13 protein-coding genes are annotated in these 18002 nt (G+C 64.0%); 7 read left to right on the top strand and 6 right to left on the bottom strand.

Annotated features, from left to right (window positions below; all coding sequences use genetic code 11):
• Window positions 1-75: 75 nt before the first annotated feature.
• Genes ACUJ47_RS08135 through metK form a run of 3 tightly spaced genes read left to right on the top strand, consistent with a single transcriptional unit; the run spans window position 76 to window position 3632 of the window.
• Window positions 76-732 carry a DUF4167 domain-containing protein gene (locus ACUJ47_RS08135; protein WP_445537906.1) on the top strand — a complete coding sequence of 219 codons (657 nt, stop codon included), beginning with the start codon at window positions 76-78 and terminating at the stop codon, window positions 730-732.
• A gap of 44 nt (window positions 733-776) precedes the next feature.
• Window positions 777-2369, top strand: a complete 1593-nt coding sequence (lnt, locus tag ACUJ47_RS08130; RefSeq protein ID WP_445537905.1) for an apolipoprotein N-acyltransferase — start codon at window positions 777-779, stop codon at window positions 2367-2369.
• A gap of 42 nt (window positions 2370-2411) precedes the next feature.
• A complete protein-coding gene (gene metK / locus ACUJ47_RS08125; protein WP_445537904.1) occupies window positions 2412-3632 on the top strand; it encodes a methionine adenosyltransferase in 1221 nt (406 codons plus the stop codon).
• Between the two features lie 13 nt (window positions 3633-3645).
• On the opposite strand, the gene ACUJ47_RS08120 is transcribed toward metK, so the two are convergent.
• Genes ACUJ47_RS08120 through ACUJ47_RS08110 form a run of 3 tightly spaced genes read right to left on the bottom strand, consistent with a single transcriptional unit; the run spans window position 3646 to window position 6181 of the window.
• Window positions 3646-4809: a CaiB/BaiF CoA transferase family protein gene (locus tag ACUJ47_RS08120; RefSeq protein WP_445537903.1), complete on the bottom strand. Its 1164-nt coding sequence runs from the start codon at window positions 4807-4809 to the stop codon at window positions 3646-3648.
• Between the two features lie 8 nt (window positions 4810-4817).
• Window positions 4818-5459 carry a CoA transferase subunit B gene (locus ACUJ47_RS08115; protein WP_445537902.1) on the bottom strand — a complete coding sequence of 214 codons (642 nt, stop codon included), beginning with the start codon at window positions 5457-5459 and terminating at the stop codon, window positions 4818-4820.
• On the bottom strand, window positions 5459-6181 hold the full coding sequence (locus ACUJ47_RS08110; RefSeq protein ID WP_445537901.1) for a CoA transferase subunit A: 723 nt from the start codon (window positions 6179-6181) through the stop codon (window positions 5459-5461). The genes ACUJ47_RS08115 and ACUJ47_RS08110 overlap by 1 nt, the downstream gene beginning before the upstream one ends.
• Before the next feature lie 205 nt (window positions 6182-6386).
• Here ACUJ47_RS08110 and ACUJ47_RS08105 point away from each other — a divergent pair, with 205 nt between their 5' ends.
• Complete coding sequence (locus ACUJ47_RS08105; RefSeq protein ID WP_445537900.1) at window positions 6387-7136, top strand: class I SAM-dependent methyltransferase; 750 nt, start codon at window positions 6387-6389, stop codon at window positions 7134-7136.
• A 238-nt stretch (window positions 7137-7374) separates the two neighbouring features.
• On the top strand, window positions 7375-9717 hold the full coding sequence (locus ACUJ47_RS08100; RefSeq protein WP_445537899.1) for a CDC48 family AAA ATPase: 2343 nt from the start codon (window positions 7375-7377) through the stop codon (window positions 9715-9717).
• A gap of 24 nt (window positions 9718-9741) precedes the next feature.
• Here the strand turns inward: ACUJ47_RS08100 and ACUJ47_RS08095 are convergent, their stop codons facing one another.
• Together ACUJ47_RS08095 and polA are read right to left on the bottom strand one after the other, a co-directional pair.
• Window positions 9742-10836 carry a mechanosensitive ion channel family protein gene (locus ACUJ47_RS08095; protein WP_445537898.1) on the bottom strand — a complete coding sequence of 365 codons (1095 nt, stop codon included), beginning with the start codon at window positions 10834-10836 and terminating at the stop codon, window positions 9742-9744.
• Between the two features lie 49 nt (window positions 10837-10885).
• The gene (polA, locus tag ACUJ47_RS08090; RefSeq protein WP_445537897.1) at window positions 10886-13717 is read right to left on the bottom strand and encodes a DNA polymerase I; all 2832 of its coding nucleotides are present in this window, start codon (window positions 13715-13717) and stop codon (window positions 10886-10888) included.
• Between the two features lie 124 nt (window positions 13718-13841).
• On the opposite strand from polA, the gene ACUJ47_RS08085 reads away from it, so the two are divergent.
• A complete protein-coding gene (locus ACUJ47_RS08085; RefSeq protein WP_445537896.1) occupies window positions 13842-14219 on the top strand; it encodes a hypothetical protein in 378 nt (125 codons plus the stop codon).
• Window positions 14220-14321: 102 nt separating this feature from the next.
• On the opposite strand, the gene ACUJ47_RS08080 is transcribed toward ACUJ47_RS08085, so the two are convergent.
• A complete protein-coding gene (locus ACUJ47_RS08080; protein ID WP_445537895.1) occupies window positions 14322-15338 on the bottom strand; it encodes a serine hydrolase in 1017 nt (338 codons plus the stop codon).
• 282 nt (window positions 15339-15620) lie between these two features.
• Between ACUJ47_RS08080 and ACUJ47_RS08075 the strand changes: the two genes are divergently transcribed.
• Window positions 15621-17900: a DUF305 domain-containing protein gene (locus ACUJ47_RS08075; RefSeq protein ID WP_445537894.1), complete on the top strand. Its 2280-nt coding sequence runs from the start codon at window positions 15621-15623 to the stop codon at window positions 17898-17900.
• Window positions 17901-18002 lie beyond the last annotated feature (102 nt).

Raw genomic sequence — 18002 nt, 5'->3', positions numbered from 1 at the left:
GGGCGAAGAACAGGGGTGAGTTGACCCCGCGCCAGCGAATGGTCGCGTGGGGCCTCCAGTGAGGACGGTTTTTCCTTGAACAACAATCGCAACAATCGTCGCCGCGGTCGCGGCAATCGCAATCAGAGCGGCGGCGGCCAGCAGCTCAACCGGATCGACAGCCGCGCACGCGGCAACGCCCCGCAGTTGCTCGAAAAGTACAAGAAGCTCGCTCAGGACGCCCAGCACAATGGCGACCGGGTGCAGGCCGAATACTACCTCCAGTTCGCCGATCACTATTTCCGCGTGATTGCCGACAACAAGGCGCGGCAGGACGAAGCACGCGGCGGCCGTCGGCCCGACGAGCGCGGCCAGCAGCAGGACGACGAAGATTACGAAGACGATGGCGATGATCGCCGCCGTTCGCGCCGCTCGCGCGATTATCGCGACGAGCAGGGTCGTGACGATCAGAACGACGGCATGAACGAAGGCGAGCAGGGCGTCGAAGGCGAAACGATCGAAAGCAGTGACGACGAAGGCGATTACCAGCCGCGCCGCCGCAATGCCGGTTCGAACAAGCCGCGCCGCAAGGAGCGCGCGCCGCGCGACGAGGGCGGCTCGGGCGAATTCGATGCGGCGGTTCTTCCTCCTTCGATCTCTGCCAGCAGCGATGACGAGGGCGAGGAAGCGAAGCCGCGTCGCCGCCGCCGCACCAAGGATGACGATGGCGACGCACTGCGCGCCGTAGGCTGATCGCAAACGCAATTCCCGGGATCGGGCAGGGGCACGTACAGGGCATGACCTCGCGGCTCGATCGGATCTGGCAAGCGATGGCGGCGCGGCCGCTGCTCGCTTCCGCGCTGCTTGGCGCAATCGCCGCTTGCGGCTTTCCCCCGCTCCGCCTCTGGCCGGTCGGCCTTGCGGCGCTGGCGCTGTTCATCGCCTTGCTGCGACAGGCGAACTGCTGGAAACGCGCCACATTGATGGGCTGGCTGTTCGGCCTTGCACACCTCACCGTCGCCAACAGCTGGATCGCGACTGCCTTTACCTACCAGGCCGAGATGCCGCAGTTCCTCGGCTGGCTGGCGGTGCCGCTGTTGTGCCTTTACCTCGCGGTCTATCCCGCGCTCGCCGCCTTCGCCGCAAACCGGCTCGGCCGGAATGCCGGGACTTTCACCTTTGCCGCACTGTTTGCTGCGACCTGGATAGTGGCCGAATGGCTGCGCGGCTGGGTCTTCACCGGCTATCCGTGGCCGCCGCTGGGCCTGATGCTGCTGGGCGATTTCGACAGCCCGGGCATCGCATTGCTGTTGCCCTGGCTCGGCACCTATGCGCTTTCGGGGCTGGCGATCCTGATCGCCGGCGGCTTTGCGGCGCTGGTGCAGCAGGGACGACGCGTCGGCCAGCTGGTGCTGGCATTGCTCGTCATCGGGGCGATGACCTTTCCCTTCGGCAGCCTGACGCAGGCCGAAGGCTCGATCCGCTATGCGCTGGTCCAGCCGCTCATCCCGCAGGCTGAGCGGGAGGATCCCGGCAAATTCGAGGACCAGTTCATCCGCATCGCGCAGCTGACCATGCCCGGCAATGACAGCGAGCGGCTGGTGCTGTGGCCCGAAGCGGCGATCCCCGACTATCTCGAGAACGGCTATCCGCAGCGCTATTACAGCGCGCGCACCGCCGGGGCCGATCCCGATTTCGCGCGGAAGCGGATCGGTGTCCTTATCGGGCAGCAATCACTGTTGCTCACCGGCCTCGTCCATCTCGATATCGGACAGCTTGAAGGGCGGACCACGGCAGTCAGTGCGCGCAATTCGGTGAGCGCGATCGACGGGCGCGGTGAGATCGTGGGCGATTACGCCAAGGCGCATTTGGTGCCCTATGGCGAATATCTGCCGATGCGCGAGATCCTCGAGCCGATCGGGCTTTCGCGGCTGGTGGCAGGATCGATCGACTATTTGCCGGGCCCCGGGCCACGCACGCTCGATCTCAGGCGTTTCGGCAGGGCCGGGATCCAAATCTGCTATGAAATTGTCTTCTCGGGGCATGTGGTCGATCGCGCCAACCGGCCCGACTACATCTTCAACCCGTCGAACGACGGATGGTTCGGCAGCTGGGGGCCGCCGCAGCATGTGGCGCAGGCGCGGCTGCGCGCAATCGAGGAGGGCCTGCCGGTGCTGCGCTCGACCACTACCGGGATCAGCGCCGTGATCGATGCCAATGGCGTGGTGCGCCAGCATGTGCCGACCGGAGTGACGGGGCGGCTCGACGGCTTGATCCCGCCCGCCAAAGCGCCGACACTGTTCGCACGGCTGGGCAATTGGTTGCCGCTTGGCTGGGCGTTGCTGATTCTCGCTGCATCGCTGGTTGCCATGCGCCGCCGCCGGGTCTAGGGAGCGTTTTCACACATAAAGAACTCTTTATATCGAGGCATCATGCGCAGCGAATTCCTGTTTACTTCCGAAAGCGTCTCCGAAGGGCACCCGGACAAGGTTTCCGACCAGATTTCAGACGCTATCGTAGACCTGTTCCTGTCGAAAGACTCCGAAGCGCGCGTTGCCTGCGAAACCCTGACCACCACCCAGCTGGTCGTGCTGGCGGGCGAAATCCGCTGCAAGGGCGTGTATGAGAATGGCGAGTGGGCACCCGGTGCGCTCGAGGAAATCGAAGCGACGGTCCGCCGCACGGTGAAGGAAATCGGCTACGAGCAGTCGGGCTTCCATTGGGAAACGCTGGTCTTCGAGAACCACTTGCACGGCCAGTCGGCGCATATCGCGCAGGGCGTCGATGCCAGCGGCAACAAGGATGAAGGCGCGGGCGACCAGGGCATCATGTTCGGCTATGCCAGCGACGAGACGCCTGACCTGATGCCCGCGACGCTCGACTACAGCCACAAGATCCTTGAGCGCATGGCGGCCGACCGCAAGAGCGGAGCTGCGCCTTTCCTCGAGCCCGACGCCAAGAGCCAGGTGACGCTGCGCTATCACAACGAGCGCCCTGCTGAAGCTGCTGCGATCGTGGTTTCGACCCAGCATGCGCCGGGGTATTTCTTCCATGGCGGCGAAGGCGGCGAAGCGAAATATGCCGAGCTGCGCGACTATGTGAAGGGCGTGATCGCCGATGTTCTCCCGGACGAACTTCTGACCGAGAACACCGTCTATCACATCAACCCGACCGGCCGTTTCGAGATCGGCGGTCCAGATGGAGATGCAGGCCTGACCGGCCGCAAGATCATCGTCGACACCTATGGTGGTGCCGCGCCGCATGGCGGCGGCGCATTCAGCGGCAAGGATCCGACCAAGGTCGACCGCTCGGCTGCCTATATCACCCGCTATCTCGCCAAGAACATCGTGTCGGCGGGCCTTGCGCGGCGCTGCACGATCCAGCTTTCCTACGCGATCGGCGTGGCAGAGCCGCTCTCGATCTATGTCGACCTGCACGGCACCGGCAAGGGCGTGACCGAAGCGCAGCTGGAAAAAATCCTGCCTGAACTGGTGCGCCTGACCCCGCGCGGCATCCGCACCCACCTTGGCCTCAACAAGCCGATCTATCGCCGGACTGCGGCCTATGGCCATTTCGGCCGGACCCCCGAAGGCGATTTCTTCCCGTGGGAACGCACGGATCTGGTCGATGCGCTGAAGGCGGCGGTTGGCTGATTAACCCCGTGGCTTAGCCGCTAGCAGGATCATCCTCGCCCAGCATAGGTGAAGGTCGGTCGAGCGCCAATTCGGCTTCGGAGAAGGTGAACGGGCTGCGCACGCCGGGTAGCCCGCCCAGCTCCACCTGCATCCCGCGCGCCACAACCTGGGGGTCGGCGAAGACCTGGTCGATGGCATGGATCGGCCCGGCGGGAATGCCGTGCTCGTGGCACTGCTCGAGCAGATGCGCGCGGTCGTGCTTGGCTGTTTCTGCAGTGATCATCGCGTCGAGCTCGGCACGGTTGGCGATGCGCGCCTCGTTGGTGGCGAAGCGGGGCTCATCCAACAGATCGTCGCGGCCCAACACCTTGAGCAGCTTGCGGAACAACCCGTCATTGGCGGGTGCCAGGATCACCGGATCGTCCCGTGTCGGGAACACGCCATAGGCGCTCACTTGCGCATGCTCATTGCCCATGCGCGGCGGGTTGGTGCCAGTGGTGAGGTAATGCAGCGCCTGGCTCGCCAGCAGGCCGACCGAGCAATCGAGCAGCGCCATGTCGACATGCTGGCCGCGGCCGGTGCGTTCGCGCATCGCCAGCGCGGCCTGGATACCGATCACGCCATAAAGCCCGCAGGTGAGGTCCGAGATGGAGATGCCCATCTTCATCGGCTGGCCTTCGGGTTCGCCCGTCAGCGCCATGAAGCCGCTCATGCCCTGGATCACGAAATCGTACCCGGCCTCATGCGCGCGCGGCCCGGTCTGGCCGAAGCCGGTAATCGAGCAATAGACCAGCCGCGGGTTGGCGGCGGCGAGCGACGCGTAGTCTAGCCCGAACTTTTCGAGCGAGCCGGTCTTGAAGTTCTCCAGCACCACGTCGGCATCAGCGATCAGCGCCTTCACGCGCGCAAGGTCACCCGCATCGCCGAAATCCGCCACAATCGAGCGCTTGCCGCGATTGGTGGCATGGTAATAGGCGGCCTCGCGCCGAACTTCGCCGTCAGGCCCTTCGCGCTCGACCCAGGGAGGGCCCCATTTGCGCGTGCCGTCGCCATCGGGGCTTTCAACCTTGATCACGTCCGCACCTAGGTCAGCCAGGATCTGCCCCGCCCATGGCCCCGCGAGCACGCGCGCCAGCTCGACCACCTTGAGGCCGGCGAGCGGAGCGTTCGGGTTTCGCGGATTACCTAGCCACATCGTCGAGCCTAAAGCGCCACCTCGTAATGTGCCGTCGTCTTGGCGGCGATTTCCTCCGTGGTCACGCCCGGTGCCAGTTCAACCAGGCGGAACGGGCTGGAGTGATCAGGCCGATGGAACACGCCCAGATCGGTGATGATCATGTCGACCACGTTCTTGCCGGTCAGCGGAAGCGTGCAGGCCGGGATGAACTTGGGGCTGCCGTCCTTGGCATTGTGGTCCATCACCACGATGATCTTCTTTACACCCGCGACGAGGTCCATCGCGCCGCCCATGCCCTTGATCATCTTGCCCGGGATCATCCAGTTGGCGATGTCGCCATTCTCGGCCACTTCCATCGCGCCCAGCACGGTCAGGTCGATATGTCCGCCGCGGATCATCGCGAAGCTCTGCGCGCTGTCGAAATAGGCGCTGTGCGGCAGCTCGCTGATGGTCTGCTTGCCTGCGTTGATCAGGTCGGGATCAACCTCGTCGTCATAAGGAAAGGGGCCGATCCCCAGCATGCCGTTCTCGCTCTGCAGCGTCACATGCATCCCTGAGGGAATGTGGTTGGCGACCAGCGTGGGAATGCCAATGCCGAGGTTGACGTAATAGCCGTCTTCCAATTCCTGCGCCGCTCGCGCGGCCATCTGGTTGCGATCCCAGGGCATTAGGCGATCTCCCTTTCACGGACCGTTCTGAACTCGATCTTCTTGTCGTAGGGCGCGCCCACGATCATCCGGTTCACATAGACGCCGGGCAAATGGATGCAGTCGGGATCGAGCGATCCGGCGGGCACCACTTCCTCGACTTCGACCACGCACACCTTGCCGCAGGTTGCGGCGGGCACGTTGAAATTGCGCGCGGTCTTGCGGAACATCACATTGCCGGTTTCGTCGGCCTTCCATGCCTTGACGATCGCCAAGTCGGCGAAGATCCCATGCTCGAGGATGTAGGTTTCCATCGCCCCGTCGCGATTGGGGAAGTCCTTGTGCTCCTTGCCCTCGGCGACCTGCGTGCCGACGCCGGTCTTGGTGTAGAATCCCGGGATGCCCGCGCCGCCGGCGCGCATGCGTTCGGCCAGCGTGCCCTGCGGGCAGAATTCGACTTCGAGTTCGCCCGAAAGGAATTGCCGTTCGAACTCCTTGTTCTCGCCGACATAGGAGGAGATCATCTTCCTCACCTGCCGAGTGCGCAGCAGCTTGCCGATGCCTTCATTGTCGATCCCGGCATTGTTGCTGGCGAAAGTCAGGCCCTTCACCCCGCTATCGCGGATCGCATCAAGCAGGCGTTCGGGAATGCCGCACAGGCCGAAGCCCCCGCTGGCGATTAGCATGTCGTCGCGAAGCACTCCTTCGAGCGCGGTGGCGGCATCGGGATAGAGTTTCTGCATCGGCCTCTCAGGTCTGGCAGGGCGGGAGAGTTCGCCCGTCGGCGCGCATAGCGCCTCGCCGGAGGGCTGTCATCCGCTGTCTTGGGAGAAGCCGGTGCGCTGGCCGCTCGTCGACGGATGCCCCTGCTTGGTCGGAGGCAGCTTGCACACGAGGCTTCCGTCAGCGATCCTGCTTTCGCGTTCGAGGATAGAGGAGGGGGAATATATGATCAGGATTATGTTTGGCTCCGCATTGGCGGCGCTTGCGCTGGCGCAGGCCGCGCCGGCCTGGGCCGATGAAGTGGACAATGCACTTGCCGCGAAAAGCCGCACCGCAGCCGATCGCGCGCTCGACGAAGGCCGCCATCCCGCCGATGTGTTGCGCTTTGTCGGCGTCGCGCCGGGCGACACGGTGGCCGATTTCATGGCCGGCGGCGGCTATTATTCCGCGCTGCTGGCCGATTTGGTCGGCAAAAAGGGCGCGGTCTACGCGATCAATCCCACGCGATTCTACAATGCCGAGGAATGGGCGCAACGAGTCGCCGCGCATGGCAATATCCGCCCCATGGCGGTCGATCCGCGCGCGATGCTGCTCGCGCCCGGCAGCGTCGACACGATCTTCACTCACCTCAATTTCCATGACCTCTTTTGGGAATCGGAGAGGTTCGGCTTTCCGCGGCTTGATGTCGACGGGGTGCTCGCCAACTGGTTCGCCGCAGTGAAGCCCGGCGGGCATGTGATCGTGATCGACCACGTCGGTCCGGCGGGCGATCCGCGCGAAGTCACCGAGCGTGTCCATCGCATCGCGCCCGAGAATGTGGTGAGTGCGATGACGCAAGCGGGGTTCGTGCTTGAAGCGCAAAGCGATGTGTTGCGGCGCAGCAATGACGACCTGTCGAAGAATGTGTTCGACGAGTCCGTGCGCGGAAAGACAGACAGGTTTATGATGAAATTTCAGAAACCTGACGCCCGATAGAAGGCGTACGGTTGCGTTTCTTGCAACTATCGATGACCTTTTCGCACTTGCACAAAAATGGGCTCGTCCGCATAGGGAAGAGGCCTTTTAGGCATCCTCTCCCAAAGACTTTCCGGCCCGGCCTTTTGGTCGGGCCTTTTTCTTTGCCCGCGGCCAAAGCGCCGCAATCGCGATCCCCGTTTGAACATTGGCCTCCGGCTCCCTAGCTTGGGTTTGTCCAGGTAATCGGGAGTTCCCCATGGCCGATGCGCCAGCCAGCAGCAAAAAGACGGAACCCAAGACGGTCCGGCTCCAGGTCGCCGCCGCGCGGCAGGAGGAATCGGGCCAGGGCATCGCGCGCATTCCCCGTTCGGCCTTCCAGGCGCTGGGCATAACCGAAGGCGATGTGATCGAAATCACCGGCAAGCGCAGCACGCCTGCAATCGCCATGGCGGCCTATAGCGAGGACGAGGCGCTCGACGTCGTGCGGCTCGACGGGCTGCAGCGCGGCAATGCCGAAGTCGGTTCGGGCGAGCACGTCACCATCGCGGTGGCGCAGTCGCGCCCGGCGACGCGCGTGGTATTCGCCCCGGCGCAGCGCGAAATGCGGCTGCAGGGGCCGGGCCAGGCGCTGAAGCGCAACTTCTTCCGCCGCCCGCTAGTGGCCGGCGACCTTGTGGCGACCACCGGCCAGCAGCCGGTGCAGAACATGCCGCCTGACGTGCGCCAGCTTCTGCGCGCGCCGGCCTATGCGTTGACCCAGATCCGCCTTTCGGTCGTATCGACCGCGCCCAAGGGCATCGTCCATATCGACGAGGATACCGAAGTCGAACTGCGCGCCGAGTTCGAGGAGCCGCGCGATGCGCGCGCCGTCGTCAATTACGACGATGTCGGCGGGATGGGCGATACGATCCGGCAGCTGCGCGAGATGGTCGAACTGCCGCTGCGCTACCCTGAGCTGTTCACACGGCTCGGGGTCGATCCGCCCAAGGGCGTGCTGCTGCATGGCCCGCCGGGCACCGGCAAGACACGGCTGGCGCAGGCGGTGGCCAATGAAAGCGAAGCCGAATTCTTCACCATCAACGGGCCGGAAATCATGGGCTCGGGCTATGGCGAGAGCGAGAAGCGGCTGCGCGAAGTGTTCGAGGAGGCGGCGCGCGCCGCGCCGTCGATCATCTTTATCGACGAGATCGATTCGATCGCGCCCAAGCGAACCCAGGTTCCGGGCGAAGCGGAAAAGCGGCTGGTCGCGCAGCTGCTGACACTGATGGACGGGCTCGAAGCGCGTTCGAACCTGGTCGTGATCGCCGCCACCAACCGGCCCGATGCGATCGACGAGGCGCTGCGTCGGCCGGGCCGCTTCGACCGCGAGATCGTGCTCGGCGTGCCCGACGAAGGCGGGCGGCGCGAGATACTGGCGATTCATACCCGCGGCATGCCGCTCGGCGAGAAGGTCGATTTGCAGGAGCTTGCACGCACCACGCATGGCTTCGTCGGCGCTGATATCGCCGCATTGGCGCGTGAAGCCGCGATCGAAGCCGTTCGCCGGATCATGCCCAAGCTTGATCTCGACGAGCGGACTGTCCCTCCCGAAGTGCTCGAGGAACTCTGCGTCACCCGTGACGATTTCCTCGCCGCGCTCAAGCGTATCCAGCCCTCCGCCATGCGCGAAGTGATGGTGCAGATCCCCAAGGTCAGCTGGAGCGATATCGGCGGGGTCGCTGATGCGGTCGACAAGCTCAAGGAAGGGATCGAACTGCCGCTCAAAAACCGCGCTGCGTTCGACCGGCTGGGTATCCGCCCGGCCAAGGGCTTCCTGCTCTATGGCCCGCCGGGCACCGGCAAGACGCTGCTGGCCAAGGCAGTGGCGAAGGAAGCCGAAGCGAACTTCATTTCGATGAAGAGTTCGGACCTGCTCAGCAAGTGGTATGGCGAAAGCGAGCAGCAGATCGCGCGCATGTTCCAGCGCGCGCGCTCGGTCGCACCATGCGTGATCTTCATCGACGAGATCGACAGCCTGGTGCCCGCGCGCGGCAGCGGACAGGGCGAACCGCAAGTAACCGGCCGCGTGGTCAACACCATCCTCGCGGAAATGGACGGGCTGGAAGAGCTGCAATCGGTGGTGGTGATCGGCGCGACCAACCGCCCGGCGCTGGTCGATCCGGCGCTGCTCCGCCCCGGTCGCTTCGACGAGCTGGTCTATGTCGGCACGCCCGACAAGGGCGGGCGCGAGCATATCCTGCAGATTCACACCAAGGACATGCCGCTGGCGAGCGATGTCGATCTTGCCGCAATCGCCGCAAAGACCGAGCGTTTCACCGGGGCCGACTTGGAAGACGTGGTGCGCCGCGCCGGGCTCAACGCGCTGCGCCGCGTGGGCGGCGATGTCGAGCAGGTCGAAGCGCAGGACTTCGCCGAAGCGCTGGAGGATGCGCGTGCCACCGTGACCGAAGCGATGGAAAGCGAATACCAGAAGATGCGCGGCGAGCTGAAGAAGCGCGCGGCCGAAGTCCGGCCAATCGGCTTCATCCATGAAGGCATGGTCGAACCGACCCGCGGGCGTAAGCACGGCACCTCGCCGGAGGAAAGCGGGATCGAATAGGCGGAACGGTTCCGCCCGGTCGCGTCAGGCGTTTGGACCGTTAGGCTCGCCCGCCTTGGCATGGCCGCCGGGCAATTCCAGCCGATGGCGGATCAGCGCCTCGGGCTGGTTCTCGCGCAGCCATTTGAGCATGTGTTCGCGCAGGTCGCAGCGCAGCTGGAACAATTCGCCAATAGTCTTCGCGCTCACCGACATGCGCAGCTCCACGCTTTCGGGATAGGCTTCGGTCATCACCAGCGCCATGTTGCGTTGGTCGAACAGCTCATGCTCCTGCACATAGCGTTCGAATTCCGCGCGGATCGGGCCAACGTCAGCGATCGGATCGAGGTGCAGCATCACTGGCCCGGTCAGGGCTTCGCTCTTGCGCGACCAGTTCTCGAAGCCTTCGTCCAGAAACCGGCTGGTTGGCACGATCAGCACGCGTTCGTCCCAGGTGCGCACGGTGACGAAGCTCATCTTGATTTCCTCGACCCGTCCGGCTTGGCCATCTACCTTCACAAGATCGCCAATCCTGAGCGGTTCGGTTACCGCCATCTGCAGCCCGGCGATCAGCGATTTGAGCGCAGGCTGCGCTGCGGCGCCTACCGCCAGTGCGGCAAGGCCCGCCGATGCGAGTAGGGTCGTGCCGATATCACGCACACCGGGAATGCCCATCAACATCAGGCCCACTGTGATGAAGATGATGGCGAAGGTCGCCGTGCGGGAAAGGATAGCGATGCGCGTTTTGCGACTGCGCATCGCGACAGGATCGTCGGAAATCTCCAGCCGGTATTCGATCGCGGCGGTGAACGCCTTGACCAGCGTATAGGCGATCCAGCCGAGCAGCGCGGGTCGCACGAAGCGCGCGATCGGTTCCCAAATGCCTTGAAGATGCGGGTCCGATTGCGCCACTACGGTGACGCCGATGGCAATGAATGACCATTTGACCGGACGGCGGACGCGCTCGACCACCATCTCGTCGACATGGGTTTCGGAAAGCGCAGTAAGGCGCCGGACAACCGCAAAAACCGCCCGATAAAGCAGATAAGCGACCGTTACGGCGATGGAGACGAGCAGCGCTCCCTCGCCGATGGCGATCCAGTCGATTTCCCAATTGAGTGGATTGTATCTGTCCAGCATCACACCAGACCTATGCGGAAATGCCCGACGTTGCAAAGCCTGCGCAAAATCAATGCGCTGCGTCCCAGCTGGTTCCGGTGCCGATATCGACCCCCAGCGGCACGGACAGTTCGACAGCCGGGCGGGCCGCTTCGGCCATCACGCGCTCGATGATCGGCGAGGCTTTGCTGACGTCGCCTTCGGGTAGTTCGAACACCAGTTCGTCATGCACTTGCAGCAGCATACGCACATGGCCCAGGCCTGCCTCGTCCAGCGCAGGCATCATCCGCGCCATCGCGCGCTTGATGATATCCGCGCTGGTGCCCTGGATTGGCGCGTTGATCGCGGCTCGCTCGCTGCCCTGCCGTTCGGCCTGGTTCTTCGAATTGATGCGCGGGAACCATGTTTTGCGGCCGAACAGCGTTTCGGAATAGCCACGCTCGCGCACGGACTCGAGCGTCTCATGGATATAGCGCTGGATGCCGGGGAAGCGCTGAAAATAGGTGTCGATCATCGCCTGCGCTTCGTCCGGCTCGACTTCGAGCCGCGCCGCGAGCCCCCAGCGCGAAATGCCGTAGAGGATTGCGAAGTTGATCGTCTTGGCGCGCGCGCGGGTGTCGCGCGTCACTTCGCCGAACATCTCCTGCGCGGTGCGGGCGTGGATGTCCTCGCCATTGGCGAAGGCTTCCTTCAGCGTGGGCACGTCGGCCATATGCGCCGCGAGCCGCAGCTCGATCTGCGAATAGTCGGCGGCGAGCAGCAGATTGCCCGCTTCGGGCACGAAGGCTTCGCGGATCTGCCGACCGATCGGCGTGCGAACCGGGATGTTCTGCAAATTGGGGTCGGTCGAGGAAAGCCGCCCGGTCTGCGCACCGACGAGACTGTAGCTGGTGTGGACCCGCCCGGTCGCCGGGTTGATCTGTTCCTGCAAGGCGTCGGTATAGGTCGACTTGAGCTTGGCGAGATGACGCCATTCGAGCACTTTGCGCGCGATCTCCGCACCCTGCGCGGCAAGCCCTTCTAGCACGCTCTGGTCGGTCGAATATTGGCCGCTCTTGCCCTTCTTGCCGCCCTTGTAGCCGAGCTTGTCGAACAGGATGTCGCCCAATTGCTTGGGGCTGCCGACTGTGAATTCCTCGCCCGCCAGCTGGTGGATTTCCTTTTCGAGCCGGCCCGTTTCGCTGGCGAATTCCTCCGACAGCCTGGCCAACTGCGCACGATCGACCTTGATCCCGTGGCGTTCCATCTGCGCGACGACCGGGATCAGCGGGCGGTCGACCCGCTCATAGATACGCGTGCCACCCTCGAACGACAGACGCGGCTTGAGATGCTGGTGAAGGCGCCAGGTGACGTCGGCGTCCTCCGCCGCATATTCGGTCGCCTTGTCCAGCGGCACTTCGCCAAAGGGGATCTGCTTCTTGCCAGTGCCGCACACATCCTTGAAGGCGAGCGGCGTGTGGCCGAGGTGGCGCTCAGACAGCTCGTCCATGCCGTGGCCGCCTCCCATGCCCTCACCGCGCCCCGCATCGAGCGTGAAGCTGAGGATCATCGTGTCGTCGACCGGGGCCACCGCGATGCCTTGCCGCGCCAGCACGTTGAGGTCGTATTTGATGTTCTGCCCGATCTTGAGCACTGCGTCGCTTTCGAGCAGCGGCTTGAGCGCAGCGATCGCATCCGCCAGCGGCACCTGCTGCGGCTTTTCGGCGAACATGTCGCTGCCGCCATGGGCAAGAGGGATGTAGCACGCGTCGTTGGGGCCCAGCGCCAGGCTCACCCCGACGAGGTCCGCCGCGACCGAATCGAGCGACGAGGTTTCGGTGTCGACCGCGACTTGCCGCGCGGCGAAGGCACGCTCGACCCAGTGTTCGAGCCGCTCGATGGTCTGCACCGTTTCATAGGCGCTGCGGTCGATCGGCGGCATTTCGGGCAGCGGCTGGCGGTTGCCCTCATGCGCGCCCTTGTCCGATTGCGTCTGTTGCTTGGGCGGGTTGAGGTCGGTCGCGCGCGACGGGCTGCCATGTCCGCCGTCGAGCCGACGCAGCAGCGAAGTGAAGCCGTGCTTGCCGAGAAAGGCGGCGAGCGGTGCGGGCGGGACGCCGTCGAGCTTGAAATCGTCGAGCGGCTCGGGCAGCTCGCAATCCTCTTTCAGCGTGACCAGCACCTTGCTCAGCTCGGCATCGCCGCGCCCTTCGATCAGCCGGTCCTTGAGCTTGGAGGACTTCATCTCGGGCGCGGCGTCGAGCGCGGCGGTGAGCGATCCGTGTTCGGCGATCAGCTTCGAAGCGGTCTTGGGGCCGATCCCGAAAATGCCCGGCACATTGTCGACCGAATCGCCCATCAGCGCCAGCACGTCGCCGACCAACTCGGGTCCCACGCCGAACTTCTCTTCCACCTCGTCGCGGAAGATGCGCTGGTTCTTCATCGTGTCGAGCATGTCGATGCGCGCGCCATCGTGCTCGCCCACCAGTTGCATCAAATCCTTGTCGGATGAGACGATTGTGACGTTCCATCCGCGTTCCTGCGCCGCACGCGCATAAGAGGCGATCAGGTCGTCGGCCTCGTATCCCGCCATCTCGATACAGGGCAGGCTGAAGGCGCGGGTGGCGTCGCGGATCAGCGGGAATTGCGGCACGAGGTCTTCGGGCGCGGGCGGGCGGTTGGCCTTGTACTGGTCATAGATCTCGTTGCGGAAGCTCTTCGAATCCTTGTCGAGGATCACCGCAAGGTGAGTCGGCCCTTCCGCCTTGTCGAGATCTTCCGCCAGCTTCCACAACATGGTGGTGTAGCCATAGACTGCGCCCACCGGCGTACCTTCGGGATCGGTCAGCGGCGGCAACCGGTGATAGGCCCGGAAAATGTAGGAAGAACCGTCGACGAGATAGAGGTGCTGCTGCTCGGCCATGTCGCATTGCTAGCAGCGCAGGGCCGCGCTGGTAAGCTGCTTTGGGGCAGCTATGCGCAGAGTTTGCAAGCTATTCGGGCCGGGGGCAGGGTGGGTTTCGAACGGGATGAATTGAGGCAGCAAAATGGCAAGGATCACGCAAATTCGCTTGCGTGGCCACAAAATGGCCATTATTTACCGCCCCCGAAGTGAGCTCCTGGGTTCGCTTTGTGTGAGATCCTGCTTTGGGGGTCGCGCAGAAACACTCGCTGATCAAGGAATTAAACCTATGCGTAAGATCGTTCTTGCTGCCGCTGTTGCCGTTTCGGCTCTTGGCCTCGCTGCTTGCTCGGAAACCGCTGAAGAAGCTGGCGAAACCGCTGACGCAATGGCTGCTGACGCAGAAGCCAATGCTGACGCCGCTGTTGAAGCGACCGAAGAAGCCGTTGACGCGACTGCTGAAGCTGCTGCTGAAGCCACCGACACTGCAGAAGCTGCTGCTGAAGAAGCACCGGCTGAGTAATTCGGCAGAATCGATTTTTCGATTTGTGAAGGGCGGTGCCGCAAGGCGCCGCCCTTTTCGTTTGCCTGCAGGGAATGGGGCGGTTCGATCCGCCGCGACGGCTCAGCCGCCAGTGTGCTCGGCGTTGGTCCAGTTGGGTTGCTGTTTTTTGGCGCGCTCGGCAAAGCCATCATAGAGTGCCCGCGCGATTGACGCGATCCGGTCTTCCCGTGCTGCGCGCGTTCCCTGTCCGGTAACGTAAATCGCCACTGCAATTGCGCGACCGTCGGGCCCTTCTATGATGCCAATATCGCTAGATGTGTTGTTGAGCGACCCGGTCTTGTGGCTGACTTCGACGAATTCCGGCATCTGCGCAGGGATGCGCCGCTTGCCGGTGCGGGTCTTGGACATCGCATCGAGCAGCACTTGGCGGCTTTCGGGCTTCAGGAACTTGCCTTGATACAGCCCGGCGAGGAAATCGAGCATGGCGCGCGGCGTTGCAGCATCGCGCTTGTCGATATGCGAAGCCGGATTGAACTCTCCGTCATCGCGCACCAGCGTGGCGATGTCGCGATTGATGCTGAATTCCTTGTAGCCGTGCCGCCGCATCCAGTCAGTGACTTTCGCCGGACCGCCAACGGCTGCAAGCAGCGCATCGGTCGCGGGATTGCTCGAGCGTGCGATCATGATTTCGATTAGCTGGCTTGCCGGCATATATTCACCTGCGCGCACCGGAGCGACGGGCGATGAGAAGCGCGCCGATGCGACCGGGAGCATCAGCGGGAATTCGCTAGAGAGCGAATATTTGCCCTGCTCGACCATTTCGAGAAAGGTCGCGGCGACCGCGACCTTGCTGGTGGAAGCCATCGGGAACAGCTGGTCGTCGAGCACGCCGATCCGCTCGCCGGTGGTCAGGTCGATCGCGGCGACGCCGATCCGGCCGCGGCTGCCATCGGCCAGTTGTGCGATGCGGCGCTCGAGCGAGGTTTCATAGACCGCTTCGAAAGTCTGCGGCGCGCGCAGCTCGGTGCCGAGCGCGCGGTCGAACGCCGCTTCGAAGTCCTGAGTTTGCGCGAGCGCTGCGGATGCGCCGCCAAATACTAGCGCGAGGGCCAAAAATGCTGTGACTGGCCGTTTCATGCCCCAACCTTACCCGTTTGTGGTTTGCACAGGGTTAACGGCTAGCGATTCCTCGCTGCAAGCTCGAAAGCTCCTTGCTGCGATGAAAGGTTCCATGCTTGCGCCAGAATCAACATGTTGGGCCCGATGATTCGGCGTGCGAGGGGCATGGATTCCCTTCGCTCAGCCGTGTCGTTCGTCGAAGAATTCGGCGCTTTGATAGCTTAGCGGGCAATCCGGCTTGACCTCGATTGTGTCCATGGCAGGACTACGCCCGTTCAATCTTTGCAAATGGGGCTTTGCATGACTTCGAAAATTCCGCTCTCCGCATTCCGCGGGATCGCACTCGCGACTGCCAGCCTGCTGGCGGGCACTTCGGCCACAATCGCCATCGCGCAGGACGCACCGATCGTGAAGCCCGGCGCACCCGGCAAGCCGACCCGGGTGCTGACCGCCGAGGAAGCGACCCGGCTCGCTGCAACCTCCTACGCTCCGGGCGACGTCAGCTTCATGCAGGGCATGATCGTGCACCACCAGCAGGCGGTCGACATGGCTGAACTGGTTGAGGGACGCACCAACAATCCTGACGTTGTCGCGGTCGCCGGGCGCATCAACGCCGGCCAGGCCGACGAGATGAAGTTCATGCGCGAATGGCTCGAAGCGCGGGGCGAGCCGTTGGAAATGGCCGGAATGGGCCATGCACACCACAGCATGATGGGCATGGCGAGCCCGGCGCAGATGGCCGAACTCGCCGCCGCCAGCAGCACTTCCTTCGACCGGCTGTTCCTGCAGCTGATGATCGCGCACCACCGCGGCGCGCTCGACATGGTGAGCGATTTGCACAGCACCCCTGGCACAGCCTACGATCCGGTGATGTTCCAGTTCACCAACGACGTGGTGAGCGACCAGCGCGCCGAGATCGAGCGGATGAACAAGCTGCTCGCCGGGCTTTCGAGCGATCCGCGCGCCACGCTGGCGGCGGGTTTCCGCGATGCAGGCGAAGCGATCAGCAATTTGCGCCACCTTGCCGCACTGCCCAAGCCCGCGGGCTTCTTCGATCCGGCGAACCCCGCAGGCTTGCAGCCGCTCAAGCCCAAGAAGGAAACGGCGAAGGCCGACGCTGCGGATCCGCATGCCGGTCACGCCATGCCCGCCAAGGCAGAGGCGGGCAAGGGCGCGCCGCCGCCCGATCCGCGCGACGAAGAGAAGGAAGAGGAGAAGCCGCAATTCGGCGAACGCGGCTCGCTGCTCGATTTCGCCAACACCGACATGGCCTTCTCAGGCGATTTGCTGGTGGCGGGCAATTACCACGGCTTCAACGCTTATCGGCTGGGCGCGGACGGCATGCCGCAGCTGGTCAGCTCGATCGTCTGCCCCGGCGGGCAGGGCGACGTCTCGATCGTCGGCGACCTGCTGATCATGAGCGTCGAGGAACAGCGCGGGCGGATCAATTGCGGGCTCGAAGGCACCGATGGAAAGGTCGACAGCGAACGCTTCCGCGGCGTGCGCATTTTCGACATCTCGGACATCACCCGGCCGCGCCAGGTGGGCCAGGTCCAGACCTGCCGCGGCAGCCACACCCATTCAGTCGTGAGCGCCGACAGCCAGCGGATCGTGATCTACAATTCGGGCACGTCCTATGTGCGCGACAGCGAAGAACTGGCAGGCTGCTTCAGCAATGCGGGCGACGAGACTGCGCTTTTCAGCATCGATGTGATCGAGATCCCGGTCGCCAATCCTGCGGCTGCGCGCATCGTCGACCGGCCGCGCGTTTTCGCCAAGGATGGGCAGATTGCCGGCCTGTGGCGCGGCGGCGACCATGGCGAAGGGACCCAGGACACCAGCGTCACCAACCAGTGCCACGACATCACCGTGTTCCCGGCGAAGAAGCTGGCCGCGGGCGCATGCTCGGGCAACGGGATCATCCTCGACATTTCCGATCCGCTCAAGCCGACGCGCATCGACGATGTGACCGACAAGGGCTTTGCCTATTGGCACTCGGCCACGTTCAACAATGACGGCACCAAGGTGCTGTTCACCGACGAATGGGGAGGAGGCGGGCGTCCGCGTTGCCAGGCAGGCGATCCGATGAACTGGGGCGCCGATGCCTTCTACGCGATCGAGGATGGCAAGCTGGTCCATCACGGCGGGTTCAAGCTGCCCGCGCCGCAGAGCGACAAGGAAAACTGCGTCGCGCACAACGGCTCGATCATTCCGGTGCCGGGGCGTGATATCTTCGTGCAGGCATGGTACCAGGGCGGGATCAGCGTGATCGACTTCACCGATCCGGACAATATCCACGAGATCGCCTATTTCGACCGCGGCCCGGTCGACAAGGACCAGCTGGGGATGGGCGGATATTGGTCTGCCTATTGGTACAAGGGCCGGATCTACGCGACTGAGATCGCACGCGGGCTCGACGTCTTCGCGCTTGAGCCGAGCGAATTCCTCTCGGCCGAGGAAATCACGGCGGCGGAAGCGGCGATCTATCCGGGCGACCTGTTCAACCCGCAAACGCAGACGCAGGTAACCTGGCCGAAGGAAGTGCTCGACCGGCTGGAGGCAAGCCGCAAGGGCGGGTGACGCGCGAGTGAGGGCAGCCGCTCTTGCGGCCTGCCCTTCGCATCGACCGGCAAAGGAAAAGGCCCGGCGGATCGCTCCGCCGGGCCTCTTTGTGCCTGTTTG

It is taken from the genome of Altererythrobacter sp. Z27, from assembly GCF_052683155.1.
The sequence above is the reverse complement of the archived record's forward strand: the minus strand, read 5'-3'. Positions and strand labels throughout refer to the sequence as shown.